The 15260-nt window shown below is 63.1% G+C and carries 19 protein-coding genes; 7 read left to right on the top strand and 12 right to left on the bottom strand.

The features are described 5' to 3' along the window. Positions 1 to 84 precede the first annotated feature (84 nt). Positions 85 to 1512 (top strand): carbohydrate-binding protein, encoded by a 1428-nt coding sequence (locus VL52_RS01255; protein WP_046155376.1) that lies wholly within the window; start codon positions 85 to 87, stop codon positions 1510 to 1512. A gap of 119 nt (positions 1513 to 1631) precedes the next feature. On the opposite strand, the gene VL52_RS01250 is transcribed toward VL52_RS01255, so the two are convergent. From VL52_RS01250 to VL52_RS01240, 3 genes are all read right to left on the bottom strand, one after another. After that, positions 1632 to 2447, bottom strand: a complete 816-nt coding sequence (locus VL52_RS01250; protein WP_046155375.1) for a DUF2076 domain-containing protein — start codon at positions 2445 to 2447, stop codon at positions 1632 to 1634. A gap of 209 nt (positions 2448 to 2656) precedes the next feature. Further along, positions 2657 to 4156, bottom strand: a complete 1500-nt coding sequence (locus VL52_RS01245) for a choice-of-anchor X domain-containing protein (RefSeq protein ID WP_046155374.1) — start codon at positions 4154 to 4156, stop codon at positions 2657 to 2659. After that, positions 4153 to 5025, bottom strand: coding sequence for a hypothetical protein (locus VL52_RS01240; RefSeq protein ID WP_046155373.1), 873 nt, complete (start codon positions 5023 to 5025; stop codon positions 4153 to 4155). The genes VL52_RS01245 and VL52_RS01240 overlap by 4 nt, the downstream gene beginning before the upstream one ends. 369 nt (positions 5026 to 5394) lie before the next feature. Between VL52_RS01240 and VL52_RS01235 the strand changes: the two genes are divergently transcribed. After that, on the top strand, positions 5395 to 6159 hold the full coding sequence (locus VL52_RS01235; protein ID WP_046155372.1) for an SDR family oxidoreductase: 765 nt from the start codon (positions 5395 to 5397) through the stop codon (positions 6157 to 6159). Positions 6160 to 6191: 32 nt separating this feature from the next. Here the strand turns inward: VL52_RS01235 and VL52_RS01230 are convergent, their stop codons facing one another. The 3 genes from VL52_RS01230 to VL52_RS25275 all read right to left on the bottom strand — a co-directional run bounded on the left by VL52_RS01230 (position 6192) and on the right by VL52_RS25275 (position 7890). Then, positions 6192 to 6797: a hypothetical protein gene (locus VL52_RS01230; protein WP_046155371.1), complete on the bottom strand. Its 606-nt coding sequence runs from the start codon at positions 6795 to 6797 to the stop codon at positions 6192 to 6194. 165 nt (positions 6798 to 6962) lie between these two features. Then, positions 6963 to 7418 (bottom strand): GNAT family N-acetyltransferase, encoded by a 456-nt coding sequence (locus VL52_RS01225; protein ID WP_046155370.1) that lies wholly within the window; start codon positions 7416 to 7418, stop codon positions 6963 to 6965. A 76-nt stretch (positions 7419 to 7494) separates the two neighbouring features. Beyond that, the gene (locus VL52_RS25275; RefSeq protein WP_235429169.1) at positions 7495 to 7890 is read right to left on the bottom strand and encodes a hypothetical protein; all 396 of its coding nucleotides are present in this window, start codon (positions 7888 to 7890) and stop codon (positions 7495 to 7497) included. Between VL52_RS25275 and VL52_RS25650 the strand changes: the two genes are divergently transcribed. The 4 genes from VL52_RS25650 (at position 7828) to VL52_RS01205 (ending at position 10202) form a co-directional block, all read left to right on the top strand. Next, positions 7828 to 8007 carry a double zinc ribbon domain-containing protein gene (locus tag VL52_RS25650; protein WP_369094632.1) on the top strand — a complete coding sequence of 60 codons (180 nt, stop codon included), beginning with the start codon at positions 7828 to 7830 and terminating at the stop codon, positions 8005 to 8007. The two genes, VL52_RS25275 and VL52_RS25650, sit on opposite strands and share 63 nt — an antisense overlap. 87 nt (positions 8008 to 8094) lie before the next feature. Then, entirely contained in the window at positions 8095 to 8598 is a 504-nt protein-coding gene (locus VL52_RS01215; protein WP_144408700.1) for a hypothetical protein, read from the top strand. 215 nt (positions 8599 to 8813) lie between these two features. Next, positions 8814 to 9032: a hypothetical protein gene (locus tag VL52_RS01210; protein ID WP_144410139.1), complete on the top strand. Its 219-nt coding sequence runs from the start codon at positions 8814 to 8816 to the stop codon at positions 9030 to 9032. Positions 9033 to 9110: 78 nt separating this feature from the next. Further along, positions 9111 to 10202 (top strand): CV39L family lectin, encoded by a 1092-nt coding sequence (locus VL52_RS01205; protein WP_144410138.1) that lies wholly within the window; start codon positions 9111 to 9113, stop codon positions 10200 to 10202. A 183-nt stretch (positions 10203 to 10385) separates the two neighbouring features. Here VL52_RS01205 and VL52_RS01200 read toward each other — a convergent pair whose 3' ends face one another. Both VL52_RS01200 and VL52_RS01195 read right to left on the bottom strand, forming a co-directional pair. Then, positions 10386 to 10799 (bottom strand): GFA family protein, encoded by a 414-nt coding sequence (locus VL52_RS01200; protein ID WP_200895939.1) that lies wholly within the window; start codon positions 10797 to 10799, stop codon positions 10386 to 10388. Between the two features lie 198 nt (positions 10800 to 10997). Beyond that, positions 10998 to 11945, bottom strand: coding sequence for an AraC family transcriptional regulator (locus VL52_RS01195; protein ID WP_046155364.1), 948 nt, complete (start codon positions 11943 to 11945; stop codon positions 10998 to 11000). Between the two features lie 104 nt (positions 11946 to 12049). Here VL52_RS01195 and VL52_RS01190 point away from each other — a divergent pair, with 104 nt between their 5' ends. After that, positions 12050 to 12787, top strand: a complete 738-nt coding sequence (locus VL52_RS01190; RefSeq protein ID WP_046155363.1) for an SDR family oxidoreductase — start codon at positions 12050 to 12052, stop codon at positions 12785 to 12787. A 111-nt stretch (positions 12788 to 12898) separates the two neighbouring features. On the opposite strand, the gene VL52_RS23680 is transcribed toward VL52_RS01190, so the two are convergent. The 4 genes from VL52_RS23680 to VL52_RS01180 form a co-directional block, all read right to left on the bottom strand. After that, positions 12899 to 13261 carry a VOC family protein gene (locus VL52_RS23680; protein WP_200895938.1) on the bottom strand — a complete coding sequence of 121 codons (363 nt, stop codon included), beginning with the start codon at positions 13259 to 13261 and terminating at the stop codon, positions 12899 to 12901. 161 nt (positions 13262 to 13422) lie between these two features. Continuing rightward, positions 13423 to 13692, bottom strand: a complete 270-nt coding sequence (locus tag VL52_RS23675; protein WP_082113575.1) for a DUF1484 family protein — start codon at positions 13690 to 13692, stop codon at positions 13423 to 13425. A gap of 49 nt (positions 13693 to 13741) precedes the next feature. Next, positions 13742 to 14227 carry a hypothetical protein gene (locus VL52_RS01185; protein WP_052729047.1) on the bottom strand — a complete coding sequence of 162 codons (486 nt, stop codon included), beginning with the start codon at positions 14225 to 14227 and terminating at the stop codon, positions 13742 to 13744. A gap of 371 nt (positions 14228 to 14598) precedes the next feature. Then, entirely contained in the window at positions 14599 to 14895 is a 297-nt protein-coding gene (locus tag VL52_RS01180) for a DUF1484 family protein (RefSeq protein ID WP_046155362.1), read from the bottom strand. Between the last annotated feature and the right edge of the window lie 365 nt (positions 14896 to 15260).

The following is a 15260-nucleotide window of genomic DNA, read 5'->3' as shown; positions in this document are numbered from 1 at the left end:
GCCCTATGGGGAGGGGCGGCCTACCATGGCCGGGGCATCGGCGCTGAGCCGGCGCCGTTCATCCATCTTCAGCAAGGGGCATGCATGAACCCATTCGCCAAACCGGACCGCGGCGCGCGGACCGCCGACACCGCGGCCATGCCGCCGCTTCCCGACCGTTTCATCATGGGCTTCTGGCACAACTGGCCGTCCTCGGCCGGCAATGGTTATCAGCGCGGCACGTCGGCCGACATCGCGCTGGACGATGTGCCGGAGGACTACGCCGTGGTGGCGGTAGCCTTCATGAAAGGCGCCGGCATCCCCACCTTCAAGCCCTGGAACCTGAGCGACGAGGCTTTCCGCGCCCAGGTGGACGCGCTGAACGAGCAGGGCCGCGCGGTGCTGGTTTCCTTGGGCGGAGCCGATGCCCACATCGAACTCAAGGCCGGCCAAGAGGACGCGCTGGCGGGAGAGATCGTCCGCTTGGCGGAGCTTTACGGCTTCGATGGGCTGGACATCGACCTGGAGCAGAGCGCGATCGCGGCGGGCGACAACCAGACGGTGATTCCGGCCGCGTTGAAGATGGTGAAGGACTACTACCTGGCGCAAGGCCAGCATTTCATCATCAGCATGGCGCCGGAATTCCCTTACCTGAAGCCGGATGGACACTACGCGGCCTATATCGCGGCGCTGGACGGCTATTATGACTTCATCGCGCCGCAGTACTACAACCAGGGCGGCGACGGCGTGTGGGTGGACGAGTTGAACGCCTGGCTGTCGCAGGATGACGAGGTCAGGAAAGAGGACTTTCTCTATTACCTGACCGACAGTCTGATCCACGGCACGCGCGGCTATCTGCGGATTCCGGCCGACAAGCTCGCCATCGGCTTGCCGGCCAATGCCGATGCCGCCGCCACCGGTTTCGTCCGCGATCCGGACGCGGTGTTCAACGCCTTCCGCCGGCTGGAGGAGGCGGGCAACCCCATCCGCGGCCTGATGACCTGGTCGGTGAACTGGGACGATGGCCGCGACGTGGCCGGCCGCGGCTACGACTGGAGCTTCATCCGCGACTACGCCCCGCTGCTGGAGGGCGGAGCCGGGGGCGATCGCCCGCCGGCGCCCGGCAATCTGCGCGCCGGCGAGATCGGGCGGGATTTCGTCGCCCTGGCTTGGGACGCGCCGGCCGGCGGCGATTTTCCTATCGTGGAATACCGGGTGTATCGCGATGGGCAGCAAGTGGGTCTGACCACCGCCGCCGATTTCCGCGACGTCGGCCTGCGCCCTGGCGGCGATTATCGGTACCATGCGACCGCGCTGGACGACGCCGGCCGGGAATCCCTGCCAGGCAACGGCGTTCTAGTGCGCACCGACGGCGATGGCGAGCCGGATTATCCGGAATGGCAGAACGGCATCCAATACTTGGTGGGAGACGGCGCCGGCTATCAGGGAAAGCGTTACCGCTGCCTGCAGGCCCATGTGTCCAATCCCGGCTGGACGCCGGATGAGGCCATTACCTTGTGGCAGCCGGCCTAGCCTGATCGGCGCGCGCAAGAAAACCGCCGCGGCATGCGGCGGTTTTCCATATGGTCTCGGGCTTGTGGCTGGTTTTCCCGATACCGCAGGCGATATCGGCCCGGGCCTCCGAACAGGGCTTAGGCGGAAGCGTTGTCGTCTTCGCTGTACTCGTCGCTGGCGTAGTCGGAGTCGGCCACGGTCTGGTAGTCGTCGCGCGGGAGCGCATCTTCCCGGTAGCCGGCGTCGTCCTGGCCGTCGGACTCGTAGTAGTTGTTGATGGTGATGTGTTGCTCCACCGGCTGTTCCGCCTCATAACCGGCATGGCCTTGTCCGCTTTCATGGTTGGGCTTGTCGTCGCTGAACAGGCTTTCTATGCCCTGGACCAGGAAGGTGCCGGCGGCGACGCCGGCGGCGGTGGTGGCCACATTGCCGAGGAAGCTGCCCACGCCGCTGGTGAAACCGCCGGCGCTGCCGCCGCCGAAAAAGCCTTGGCGCGGCGCAGGGGCGGGTTGCTGGTAGACCGGCGCGGCTTGCTGATAGGCGGGCGCTGCCGGCGGATAGGCCGGAGGCGCCGCTTGGTAGGCGGGTGCGGGCTGTTGATAAGCGGCAGCCGGTGCAGCCTGGCGCGGAGCGGCGAAGGCGGGCGCCGCGGGTGCGCTGCTCCAGGCCGCGGAACCGGCGTTGGGATCAAGGAAGGTGCCGGGCGCGCCGGCGGGGACCGGCGCGCTGCGCGCGGCTTGCAGGTCCGATTGCAGTTTGGCGATTTGGGCGTTGGCGGCGTTCAGCGCCTGGTCCTGTTGCATGCAGCGCAACACCAGCAGGTAGATGGCGTCCGGCTGTTGGGCCGCGGCCTGCATGATGGTGGCATTGGCTTGCGGGTCCTTGGCCATGCCGCGGACTTGTACCAGTTGATTCAGGAAGTTTTGCAGCGCTTGGGTTTCTTGCGGGGTCATATCTTGCTTTTCCGGGGAAGGGTAGAGATGGCGCGGCTGGCGTCCATCTCAGTTGAGCATGCCGATTTAGTTTGTAAACGAATTGTATATGCGTTTGGATTGATCGGGGAAGGTCGCATGGCCAAAGCATGAATGAAAAGGGCGGCCTGGGTGGGCCGCTCCTCAGTTGCCGGCATGGGGCGGTCGGGCGATGCCCGGCCGGCGCGTCCTTAGACAACGGTGATCGTCGACTGGGCTTTGAGCGGGCAGGGCAGGCTGTCGTCGAAGGTGATCTCGATCGCGCTGGCCACGAAGAAGCCGCCGATGTGCTGGGCGGCGATATGCGGCGGGGTGCCGGGCTTGGTCAGATTCACGTCCTGGGCGAACACGAACACCCGCCAGATGCCGCGCACGTCCTGGTGCTGCTGCAGCAGCAGCCGGTAGGTGCGCTCCAGGTCCAGGCTGCCGGCATAGGTGCCGTCGTTGGCGGCCGGATCGAAGCCCAGGCCGTCGTCGGTCAGCGGCGCGACGAAATACAGCCCCTGCGGCGCTTCGAACAGGGCGAAGGAGTACAGGTCGCTGCCCTTGAACAGCGTGCCGTCCTGGCGCTGGAAGCTAGCCCTCACCCATAAGGGCGCGAACGCGTGGACCACGTCGGGCGTTTCCACTTTCACCGGGCCGGCGGCATGCACGTTGACCTGGGTTTCCGTCACCGCGTAGTGATAGGTCTTGCCGGTGGTGAAGCGCTCGTAGGTCCAGGACACATCGGTTTTGTAGGCCTTGCCCGCCACCGGCGCTTCCAGCATCTTCCACTTGGCCACCACCCGCTCGGCCACCGTGGTCTCGCCGGCCGCCGGCGGCGTGGCCGCCTGGCCGCGCCAGAACGGATCGGCCTCGTCCGAGCACGCCACCGCGATCGCCCCGGAGGCGATGGCCGAGGCCACGCCGGCGACGGTGAATTCGGGTTTTCCCGATGCCGCGCCCTTCAGCGAACAGCAGTGGACGCTGGGGTCTGTCTCCTCCACCGAGCCGCCGACGCTGAAGTTGGCCTTGCCCGCGCCGGCGGCGGCGGCGATCCCGGCCACCAGCGCGGCGATCACGGCGACGATGATGGCCAGCACCTTCCACCAGGGGTCGGAGAACGGCAGCTCGGCATGGGTGCCGGCGTAGGCCGGGTTCGGCTTCCAGGCCATGGTCAGGCCGGTGGGCACCGTCGGGCCGAAGCGGGGCGGGCAGCGGCATTCCTTGCCGTTGTCCGTCGGCTCGCCCCAGGCCTTGCCCGGCGCGTGGCCCTGGATGTTGGAGATGGTCAGCGTGCCTTCCTCCACCGTGCAGGTATAGGTGTTGCTGGCGCTGTCGAAGCGAGTCTGCGACACGAAGATCTGTTGGATGGAGCGCTGGGCGGCGAAGCCGTCGGCGCGGGCGACGAAGCTCACCAGCGGCTTGCCCGGCGTCGCGTGCTGGAAGTCCGCGTCCCAGGCCAGCAGCACGGTGCCGCCGGCGGGGATGGTGGGGAAGGTGAAGGTGTGCGCGGTGGGCGCGATGCCGGGATCGCCGACGCTTTCCAGATAGACGGTGACGTTGCTCAGCGGACTGGCCGAGGTATTGGTGAAATGCGCGGCGATGCGCAGCTGGTAGATCGCGTTGTCGAAGATGCCGTCGGGCAGCATGATGCTGCTCACCGGTTCGATCGCGAACGGGCGCGTGAGCACCTGGAGCGGCGTGTTCATAGTCTGTTCTCCTTGCCTTGCGGAATGACCACATAGCTGACCCCGCCCAACGGCTTGCCGGCGTCGTCGTGCTCGACGATGTGCAGCAGCTGGTAGTGGTCGGGATGTAGCTGGCCGGCCTGGATATCGAGGTATACCGGCACCGTTTCGCCGCGGGGCACGCTCACGGCCAGGCTGGGCGCTTTCTCCCCGTCGCTCTGGCCGCCGCAGTGCGGCTCCAGGCTCAGCCGGACCTGCACTTCGGGCTTGGGCGCGGGCCGCAGTTGCAGCCGGGCGAGTCCCAGGCGTTGCAGCTGGCGTTCGTCCAGCTCGCCGCCGAACTCGGCGGTCAGCCTCACCCGCCTGTCCTGCCGAGGCAGGCCATTGACGGCGATGCGCAGCATGGACGCCATCTTGCTGGCGTCCAGCACCGTCAGATTGCGTTGGGCGATCTGGTCGTGGGCCGGCGGGTCGAAGCTGTAGGAGGCCGGCAGCGGGTCGGGAATCGGGTTGCTGTCGCCCGGGCCATGCGCGACGGCCAGCAGGCATTCGTGGCCGTCGTTGACGATCTGCACTGCCCAGGGCACCAGGCACAGCACGTCCTGGCCCATCGCCTCCTTCGGGTCCGCCGGCAGATCGGCGTAGCCGGAACCGATGTAATTTACCGCGCCGGCCGTCATTTGCCCGGCTGGATTGGCCCAGTAGAAATCGATGCGGACGTTCTGCGCGTCCGCGTCGCCGATATTGTCCACATGGGCCCAGACATAGGCTTTCTGGCCGGAGACCGGCGTGCCGGGCGCGCCGTTGGGATCGTTGCCGGGAACGGCCCAGACGTTTGCGCTGAGCCACCAGTGCGGCGAACCGTCCCGTATCAGGATATGAGCAGACATGGTTGTCCTTTCGCGCTCAAGAGATGGATGGAAACATCCCCTATGAAGTCGGCGCGCAAAGGAACGCGTCAGCCCATCACGGCATGGACGGGGGCTTGGGTCGGCCGCCCGTTTAAGATGCGCCCGGCGTCTGTAGGCGCCGGTGCGGTCAGGGCAAGGGACGCGGGTGTTCCCTTGTATGTAGTGGTTAGTAATTTAGACCATTTGTTTTTTGATGTAATTGGATTATGCGGCTGTAGTGGTTTTTGCGGAGGGAAAGACGCCACACTTGATTCGTCGGACGGTCGGGGCGGGTTGGCAAGAATCGGGTCGCCGCGCGGGGCGCGCTGTTCCAGACTGGGCGCGTGTTCTGGAAAACGCGGAGGAAAAATGGAACAGCTTGCGGGAAAAGTGGCGATTGTGACCGGCGCCAGCGCCGGCATCGGTTATGAGGCGGCCTGCTTGTTCGCGCGCGAGGGCGCGCGGGTGGTCGCGGTGGCGCGGCGGGCGCATGAGCTGGAGCGGCTGGCGGCGTCCGTCCGGCGGGAGGGCGGGGAGATCGCCGTCGTGGCCGGCGACGCGCGCGAGGAGTCCACCGCGCGGCAGGCGGTGGAGGAGGCGGTCCGGCGCTTCGGCGGTTTGGACATCGCCTTCAACAACGTCGGCGCGGTGGGCGAGGCCGCGCCGGTCCACGAGATCACGCCCGAGGCCTGGCGTTTCGCGCTGGATACCAATCTGACCAGCGCCTTTCTGGCCGCGCGCCGCCAGATTCCGGCGATGCTGGCGCGGGGCGGCGGCTCTCTCATCTTCACGTCCACCTTTGTGGGGCATACCGCCGGTTTTCCCGGCATGGGCGCCTATGCCGCCGGCAAGGCCGGGCTGATCGGCCTGACCCAGGTGATCGCCGCCGAATACGGCGCGCGCGGCATCCGCGCCAATGCGCTGTTGCCGGGAGGCACCGACACCGAGATGGGCCGCGCCGCCGCGCCCACGCCGGAGGCGCGCGGCTTCGTCGAGGGGCTGCATGCCTTGAAGCGGCTGGCGCGGCCGGAGGAAATCGCCCGCGCCGCCTTGTTCCTGGCGTCCGACGCGGCCAGCTTCGTCACCGGCAGCGCGATGCTGGCCGACGGCGGAGTGTCGATCCAGCGGGGCTAGCTGCGGCGAAGCCGGTTTGAGGCGCTTCAAGCTCAGTTTGGTCCCGGGCAAACCGTGCTTTGTCCGTTGAGGCCCTGCGTCCGGATGGCGAACGAGGCGGCGCGATGGCTGCCGGAGCCATTGATGGTGATGACGTAGAGGCTGTCGTAGTCGGAGTCGGACCAAGAGGGGATATTGGCCGATTGCTTGAGGTTGGAGAAGATCTGCTTGGCCAGCGTGACGATCTTCTTGTGTTCCCAGGCGACGAAAATGGTGGCCCCGGCGTAGTCCGAGTCCAGCAGCTTGGCGGCCAGGTCCGATGTCTGGGTGAAGCCGTAGCCGGTGTTGACCGGCATGCCCAGGCGGATGGCGGTGGGTTCTATCGTGGCCAGCGGGCGCACGTAGTAATAGTTGTTGCCCGAGTCCGATACCTGGATGGCGGGATCGGGCGCGAAGATCGCGTCCGGCGCGCCGAAGGCGCTGGTCAGCACCTGCGGCAGCGCCAGCGCGCGGTTCAGTCCCTGGCAGGTGATTTGCCCTAGCCCCTGGGCGGGTTTCTCGCCATGGCGGAGCAGCACGATGGTTTCGGTGGCGGCATGAGCGGGGATGGACAGCAGCAGCGCGATCAGCGCCGGCCATTTGGTAAACGATAGCTTCATGTGGATTATCCCGATATCAAATTGGCGCCCGCCGGCGTGGAGCCGGGGCGCGTCAGTGCTTATAGCTGATCAATTTGACAATGGCATGTATCGGGCCGTTGCTTTTGCAAGGATGGCGAGATGCGGCCGGGCGGGGTTGTTGGAGGCTGGGGAGAGGCGGGGTCGTCAGGCCGGCACATCGCTGCCGTAAACGATGAAGCCCTGATGCTCGGCCACCTTGTCGTACAGCGCGCGGGCCGTTTGGTTGGTCTGGTGCGTTTGCCAGTAGAGGCGGTTGCACCGGGCGGCTGCGGCCATCTGCTTGGCGGCGTCGATCAAGGCTCGCGCCACGCCTTGGCCCCTGGCTTCCGGCGCGGTGAACAAATCCTGCAGGTAGCACACATCGGCCAGGCGAGTGGTGCTGCGGTGAATGACCGTATGGGCCAGGCCGACGATTTTTCCATCAAGCTCCGCTACCAGCGCGTCTACCGGCTCCCGGTCATCAAGAAAGCGCGCCCAGGTCTGCCGAGTGATGTTCTCCGGCAGCGCTGTTTCCCCGGCGCGTCCGTAAAACGCGTTATAGCCATCCCATAGCGGCCGCCAGGCTTGGTAGTCGTTTCGGTCAACAGGTCTGATAATCATGTTTGCTCAATCCGTGTTTTATTCATTTCTGCCAAGGGGGAGATGTAGCCGGAGGCTAGGGATAGCATGCCAGCTCTCATTCAAAATGGATAGTTCGAGTCAGTTGCTTGATAAGGGAAGCCGCGCGCGGGATGAGCAGGCTCTTACCGCCGCCAGCGCCGGCGTTGCGCTTTACCGGCCGCTCCCATGGGGCTGCGATGGGGTTGGACATTGCTTGAAGCGCGGGAAATGGAGAGTGGAGCAGCCAGGCCCTTGACCCTCTAGCGGCTACAGGCGTTTTCATGGCGCTATCTACATCAAAGGGAGACAGGCAATGGGTCATTTCGGAAAACTGTTTGGCCGCCATCACGGCCGCGATGAGCACCATGGCCGCCGCGAAGGCCACTCCGCTCCACAGCCTGCGCAGACGCTGTCGGCAAGCTGCCCGAGTTGCCGGCGGGGGAATGATCCTGCCGCGCGGTTCTGCCAGCATTGCGGCGCCGGGCTGGTTCCGCGCCGCTGCGGATCATGCGGGCAAGAAGCTGTCGCCGCGGCGAAGTTCTGTTCCCACTGCGGCGCAGGATTGGGCCGAAACGAGATTGGCCGATAGGGATAGAGGGTTGATATTTATTTAACTTTCTAATAGGTATATTAACCAATTGAAGATAAGCATGGCCGAGCCTATGCTGGACTTGTTATGATGATTGCATTGCCTGGCGTGAATTCCTTGCCGCATGAAAGCGGCAAGCTCCGCCGGGCAGCCAAGCTCAGGAGTGTCGCCATGTCGATTTTTTCCATCCAGCCATCGCATCAAACCGTTGAGCGCGTGCCCATTCTTGAGCGCGTGCGCGCCGTTTTCACCGGCTTGAAGAGGGCGGATGCCCGTGCGGAGGCGCCGCTTGTGCCTGGCAAACTCGATTTGGGCAATATCACCGTCGCTGAAGGCAGGGCCGCGATCTGCGCGCTGCTGAAAGCTGGCCGGATCAACCGCGAAGAAAGCCGCAGCCTGAAGTTGGCGATGGATGTCAGGACGCTCAACATCCGTTATGGCGACCCGATCCCCGAGCGCTTCGATTTGATGGCGGAAGCTTGCCGAGCCATGGAAAGCGGCAAAAACATGGGCTGCTGGGATCAGGTGCAGTCGTTGGCGCATGGCCTGGAGGTGATGCAGGCGTATCAGCTGGAGGCTGAGTCCGTCTGAAGATGCGCCATGCCGCCATGGATGGCGGCGCAAAACAGCCAGCCCCGCCCTTCGGCGGACTGGCTGTTTTTCATGCGTGAGGGAGGCTTGCCCATTCCCTCTGCGACCGCTCGTCGAGCTCAGGGGAGCGGAGTGGATACCAGGGTGTCCGGCTGGCCATCCGGCCACGGATGCTTCCCGCGGGGCTGGTCCGATGTCTCATGCCGACTGGCGGCATGTACGGGATGCTCGCGCAGCGCTTGGGCTCCGCGCGCCTACAGCCTGAATGGATGGGCGCTCCGCTTGGCATGGAAAAGGAGAGCCATGCGCTGCCGCAGCATGTTGTTTTTTCTTCGATGGATGCGCTGGGTCAGCTAAGTGAAAACCGCAGGATTATGGCGTTTGCTTGCCTTTTAGTTCTAAAGCATGGGGTTGAGCACTATTTTCCGGCCTAGAGTGGCGGGGCTCGGTCATGGCCGTCGAGCCCTGAGCTGCCAGGTCGCATGCATGTTTCAACTCAAGGAGTGAGCAATATGTCATCGCAATTTCATGGTTTGGCTATTGGAAACGGCAACAGCAATTATCTTCAGGTATTGGGACTCTCCAACATCACGGACACCGCTTATCTGACCGACTGGCAAGACTCCGGCGGCAACTGGCACGCGGGTTTCGCGCTGCCGGTTCCGTCCGACTATCCGAAAGGGCATTTCTTCCAACTGGCCACCGGCGTCGGCAACAGCAATTATCTGCAGGTGCTGGGCGCGGGCGAGGATGGCAATCCCTACCTGGTTTCGTGGCAGGACGGCAGCGGCAAATGGCACGGCGGCATGCCGCTTCCCAAGCCGAGCGGCTACAGCGGCGGCCCCCTGGTGACCGGGATCGGCAACAGCAATTACTTGCAGGTGATCGGCGCCAGAGTGGAATCCTCGCCGTATCTGGTGGCTTGGCAGGACAATGGCGGCAACTGGCATGCCGGCATGCCGCTGCCGAATCCCAGCGGTTACGCGGGCGGTTTCCAGCAACTGGCGACCGGCAACGGCAACGACCATTTCCTGCAAGTCGTGGGGGTGGGCAATGACGGCAACGCTTACCTGGTGACTTGGCAAAACGCCCAGGGCCAGTGGAGCCCGGGCTTCGCGCTTCCCAAGCCCAGCGGCTACAGCGGCACCTTCACGCAGCTGGCCACCGGTGTCGGCAACAGCAACTTCCTGCAAGTGCTGGGCATCGGCACCGACGGCAACGCCTACCTGGTCGCCTGGCAGGATAACGGCGGCAACTGGCACCCCGGCTTCGCGCTGCCCAAGCCCAGCGGCTACAACGGCACTTTCGCCAAGCTGGTCACCGGCATCGGCAACAGCAACTACCTGCAAGTATTCGGCATCGGCAGCAATGGCGTGGCCTACCTGGTTTCGTGGCAGGATAGCGGCGGAAACTGGCATGGCGGCCTGACGCTGCCGCAACCGTCCGGCTACAACGGCAGCTTCTCGCAACTGACTACCGGCAATGGCAACAGCCATTTTCTGCAGGTAGTCGGCACCGACGCGCAGGGCAATGTCTACCTGGTGTCGTGGCAAGACTCCGAAGGCAAGTGGCACGCCGGTTTCGAGCTGCCCAGGGCATCGTGATGCGTAGATGAATCTTGAGTTTCGGCTTGCGCAAGCAGGCTGAAATCCAAGCCAGGTCCTCCGCGATCAGGAGGGCCTGTTTTTATCGCGATGCCGGCGATCAGGGGCTGGCGAGTGGCAGGAGCCGGCGATCAGGGGCTGGCGAGTGGCAGGAGAGAGATACGCCCCATGCCTGGTGATGCGCTAATCCTGAGCCGGGCCTTGCTTCTTGGGAAGCTGGGGATTCATGAAGTCCCAGGCCGCGGCGCTGGCCACGTGGAAATCCAGCTTGGGGGCGTAAAGCGAGGTTTCGTTCAGCGTGCCAGCCTTGATGCCCAGCATGCCGGGAAAGCCGCCGAACTTGGCGAACAGCTGGGCGCCGCAGTTCGGACAGAAGCCTCTGCCATGCGTATTGCCGCTGTCCGCCGTGGTCTCGAAATACTTGGCTGTACCAGATATCGTCACTTCTTTTTCCGGGAACAACATGGCCGGTATATAGGCGCTGCCCGAGCTGCGCTGGCAGTCTTTACAGTGGCAGTTGCCGGCAAACAGGGGCTCGACATCGACTGAATAATGGATTTCGCCGCACAGGCACTGCCCGGTGTATTTGGACGTCACATTCATCTCCGTATGGATTGGGTTGGTTCGATGCCGCAGCCAGCGGTGGTGGCAGGGTATGTGATACGGCAGACTATATCCACCTGGAATGAATGTGTGAAGCATGTGGATTGGAGTGGCAGGGCTGCCCGCGCTGGCTGGCGGAGCACCAGCCAGCCACATTCCGGTCAGGCCATGTTCAGCCAGGAATGGCGCCGTTTATTTGTCTCGCCTCGGCGATTTGTCGGCCGGCCCTGAGCTTTGTTGGCGTCGATAGCGCCCCGGGCTTTGCCCGACAATCCGCTTGAATGCGGAATGGAATGCCGCTTCCGAGCCATAGCCTATGCTCTCGGCGACGGTTGCGATGCTTTGCCCCGCCTCCAGCGCGGCCTTGGCTTTGGCCATGCGCCAATGGGTGAGGTAGTCGATGGGCGTCATGCCCACCCGCGTGCGGAAGCGTTCGGAAAACCCTGTGCGCGACATCGCCACCGCCGCGGCAAGCTCATCCACTTTCCAGTGCCGGGCCACGTCCGCATGCATCAGGCCCAGGGCCTTGCCTATCCTTGGGTCGGCCAGCGCGCCCAGCCAGCCCGGCGCATGCGCGCCGGACGTCAGATGCGCGCGCAGCACTTGCACCAGCACCAGGTTGGCCAGATTGGCCGCGGCCGCCGATGCGCCGGGGCGGGAGGTTTCCGTTTCAAAACGGAGCAGATCCAACGTGGCGCGCAGCGCCGGCGCGGTTTCCGACGCGGCCGGAATATGGATCAGCGGCGGCAGCGACTTCAGCAGGAGCCCGCTGGCGTGCGAGTCGAAAACGAAACGGCCGCCCGCCGCGCTGACCGTCTCCCCGGCCTGGCCATAGCGCACGATGCCATCCTCGCAACGATTCGCCGCGAGCACCGCGCGGCCATCGGCAGGCGCGAGCGAGGGATCGCTGCCGGTGCAATAGGCCTGCCCTTGAGTCAGCAGGTAGAAATCGCCCTGGTTCAGCCTGAGCGGCGGAGCGCCGTCCTCGAACCACAGCCAGAAAGCGCCAGCCAGCACGCCGCCGAACTTCATGTGCTGGTAAGCGGAAAACCGCAGAGACCAAGCGCCATGCGCCTCGAACCGCGCTGACAGCACGCTTTCGACTTTTAGCAGGTGGAAGACATCGGAGAGCGGGTCCATATCAATTTGTACGATCAATAAATAATTTAGCTGGATCGATTATAGATTGAACGGGATGGGTAGGCGAACATGCACGCTCCTGGATACGAGACAAGGAGAGCATCATGTCGGCCATCAAAGACAAGGTCGTGGCCATTACCGGCGCGAGCAGCGGAATCGGCGCGGCAACCGCGCTGCTGTTGGCGGAGCGGGGAGCTAAGGTGGTGTTGGGCGCGCGTGGCGAACATCGCCTCCGCCAGCTGGCCGAACGGATCGAGCAAGCGGGCGGGCACTGCGCATGGGAATGCGCGGACGTCAGGCGGCGGCAGGACGTGTCGCAGCTGGTCAAACTAGCATGCGCGCGCTACGGCAAGCTGGACGTATTGATCAACAACGCCGGCATCGGCCCGATCTCCCCGCTAGATGAATTGCGCATCGACGATTGGGATGACATGGTGGACGTGAACATCAAAGGCGTGCTGTATGGAATCTACGCGGCGCTGCCGGTGTTTCGTTCGCAAGGCTTCGGCCACTTCATCAACACCGCGTCCACCGCCGCGCATCGCATCGCGCCGAATATGGCGGTGTATGCGGCAAGCAAGGCCGCCGTGCGCGCGATCTCCGAAGGCTTGAGGCAGGAGGCTGGCGACAAGCTGCGGGTGACGGTGATTTCACCCGGCTTCACGCGGACCCACTTTGCCGAGTCGATGACCAATCAGGCCGTCAAAGCGCAGATCACCGCCAGCATGGAGGCATTCGCGATGCCGCCAGAAGCGGTGGCGCGGGCGATTGCGTTTGCCATCGAGCAGCCGGCCGATGTCGACGTGGGCGAAATCATCGTCCGCCCCACGGCGCAGGGATAGAGGCGTCGTGGGGGGACGATCTTTTCTGGACGTGATCTGGAAACGCGCTATCGCAAGCGCATTCAGCCTTGCTGGACGTGCCCCAAACTCAGACTGAGGGCTTCCCATTAATCACGGCTTCGATACGGTAACCATCGGGATCAATGACGAAGGCCGCGAAGTAATGGGAACCATAGTGGGGGCGAAATCCCGGCGCGCCGTTGCAGCCCCCCCCCCGTGTTGCAGCGCTGCCGCGTGAAAGGCGCTGACTTGATCGGGCGTACTTGCCGCAAAAGCCAGATGAAATCCATCGCCGGGGAGCGTGACCTCTGGGACCCATTTCAGAGACAACTTATCGCCGCCGCCTTCTTTGCCGTAACCGACTGCCGTGTCATGTTCAAAGACACGGACGTAACCTAGGGGAGCTAGTACCGCATCGTAAAAAGCGCGGGAGCGGTTCAGGTTGGAGATGCCAAGGGAAATATGGTGGAGCATGCGGCGGTTCCAATTAAGCAAGTGATGGGCCGGAGCCGTAGGGGGCAGTACCCGGCGAGAGATACTCCGATATTGCCACCTTTCAGCCTTGGCATTCCGCGAAATCAAAAACAGCCTGCCGCTGGGAAGCGGGCAGGCTGTGGGCTTTTATGGAGCAGGGCTTACAGCACGCGGATGAGCAGCGACAGCGACTCGCCCATGCGTTTGTCCAGCGGCTCCAGCAACACCGTGATGCGGCTGGATGGCAGGCGTACGTCGTCGCCCAGGCAAGCGAGCAGCTCGATGACCGACTGCAAACCCAATTGGCCGTGGGCGAGGTGGCAGATGGACTCAACCACCGCCTGTTTGATGTCTTGGAGCCTTGGTTTGATCTCAGCCGGCGCAAGGTGGTAAATGCTTCGTGAGCAGATTGGGTGAGCATCCAGGAGCATGGCTGCTGGCTTGTTCACTCAACTCTCGGGCAACGATGGCAAGCTGCCATTATGGAATTTCAAATCCTATATTGTCTTTCGGCACATTCAGCCTGGAGAACGAATCATTGGGAACGTCCGACTTTTTGCATAGCAGATTAGCCAGCAGCTTGTTATCCCTCTCCACCGTGATACCAGTTTTATCCCATCCCTTGCCCATCCCGGTATAAGCCGTATATCGGTAGTTGCCACGAGAGAAGCGTAGATAGGCACCACCTCCGCCCGAGTAGCTCAGCGTTCCATAGCTAACGGCATTCGATGGGCCTGCTGGATTCTCGGGGATGGAAATTTCCATGTGGCCAATTTGGCCAAATCGGTATTGGATGAGGCTATGCAGGCCTTGCTTGCCGACCATGCAGACAGAGGCTACTTTTTTGCCTGTTTCGCAAGTGAAAATGACTTTTTCTGCAGGGGTGCAGAGGTGCTTAATGTTGCCTGCTTGAGCGCCGGACGAAAGCGCGAAGGCAAGCATGAAAAACGCTGATTTCTTGTTCATTTCAGTGGTTCCAAGAGGATACGTATCGCCAGTCCTGCAAGAGGTGACTCTGTTGATATTGCGAAGCTGGGAGCGATAGAAAGGTGCAGGCTATTGGCATGATGAAAATCAAGAAAAATTGTAAATGAAATGATGGTGCAAGTGTAAAACAGGTTGGGTAGTAGGCCCGGCCTAAGAGTGATGGCAGAGCGCGGATGGCCAGGTGGGTCAGACGTACCAAGTGTATTTCATGTTGGCGCAGCGCCGTCGCATAGCCTGGCCGCGTCCTTGGTATAACGATTACCCGGCGGGGTATTGCGTCGCGCCTAGTTAACCTTGAATCAAAAACAGCCTGCCGCAGGGAGGCAGGCTGTGGGCTCATGGAGCAGGGCTTACAGCACGCGGGCGAGCAGCGTCAGCGACTCGCCCATACGCTTGTCCAGCGGCTCCAGCAATTCTTTGATGCGGCTGGATGGCAGGCGCACGTCGTCGCCCAGGCAAGCGAGCAGATCGATGACCGACTGCAAACCCAACTGGCCGTGGGCGAGGTGGCAGATGGACTCCACCACCGCCTGTTCGATGTCGTGGCACAAATGCGCCACTCGCGCGGCCGGCTCTCTGACCTTGGCTTGGTCCTTGTTCGCCAATTGCTCCTGCAAGGCAGCAAAGGCTTCGTGCAGCCGGGTCATGGCCAGCAGGCTGGGCGATGGGTGGGGGCTTGATTGTGCAGCAGCCAGCGGCTGCGGGCGGAGTGGCGGTTTTTCAGGGAAAGCGCGAGGCGCGGGGAACTGCGGGTGATGCTAGGCATGGCAAAACCCTCATTATTGATTGAGCGTTGTCGTAGATGGGTGGACAACGCTCTGGATATGGTCAAGGCAGAGCGGCAACGGCAAAGCGCCGTAGATCACGGAATGGGAATTTTCTGCATAAGCACCTCCATGTGTGGCTGTCAAAGCAGCGCATAGCACATAATGAGTGTCATGAAGATATCAATAACAATCAAAAAGTTACTTATAGTTAACATTTTGAAAATCATACCGCGTGGTTTAAGCGC

It is taken from the genome of Chromobacterium vaccinii (assembly GCF_000971335.1).
Lineage (GTDB): Bacteria > Pseudomonadota > Gammaproteobacteria > Burkholderiales > Chromobacteriaceae > Chromobacterium > Chromobacterium vaccinii.
This window is presented reverse-complemented; position numbering and strand designations above follow the sequence as displayed.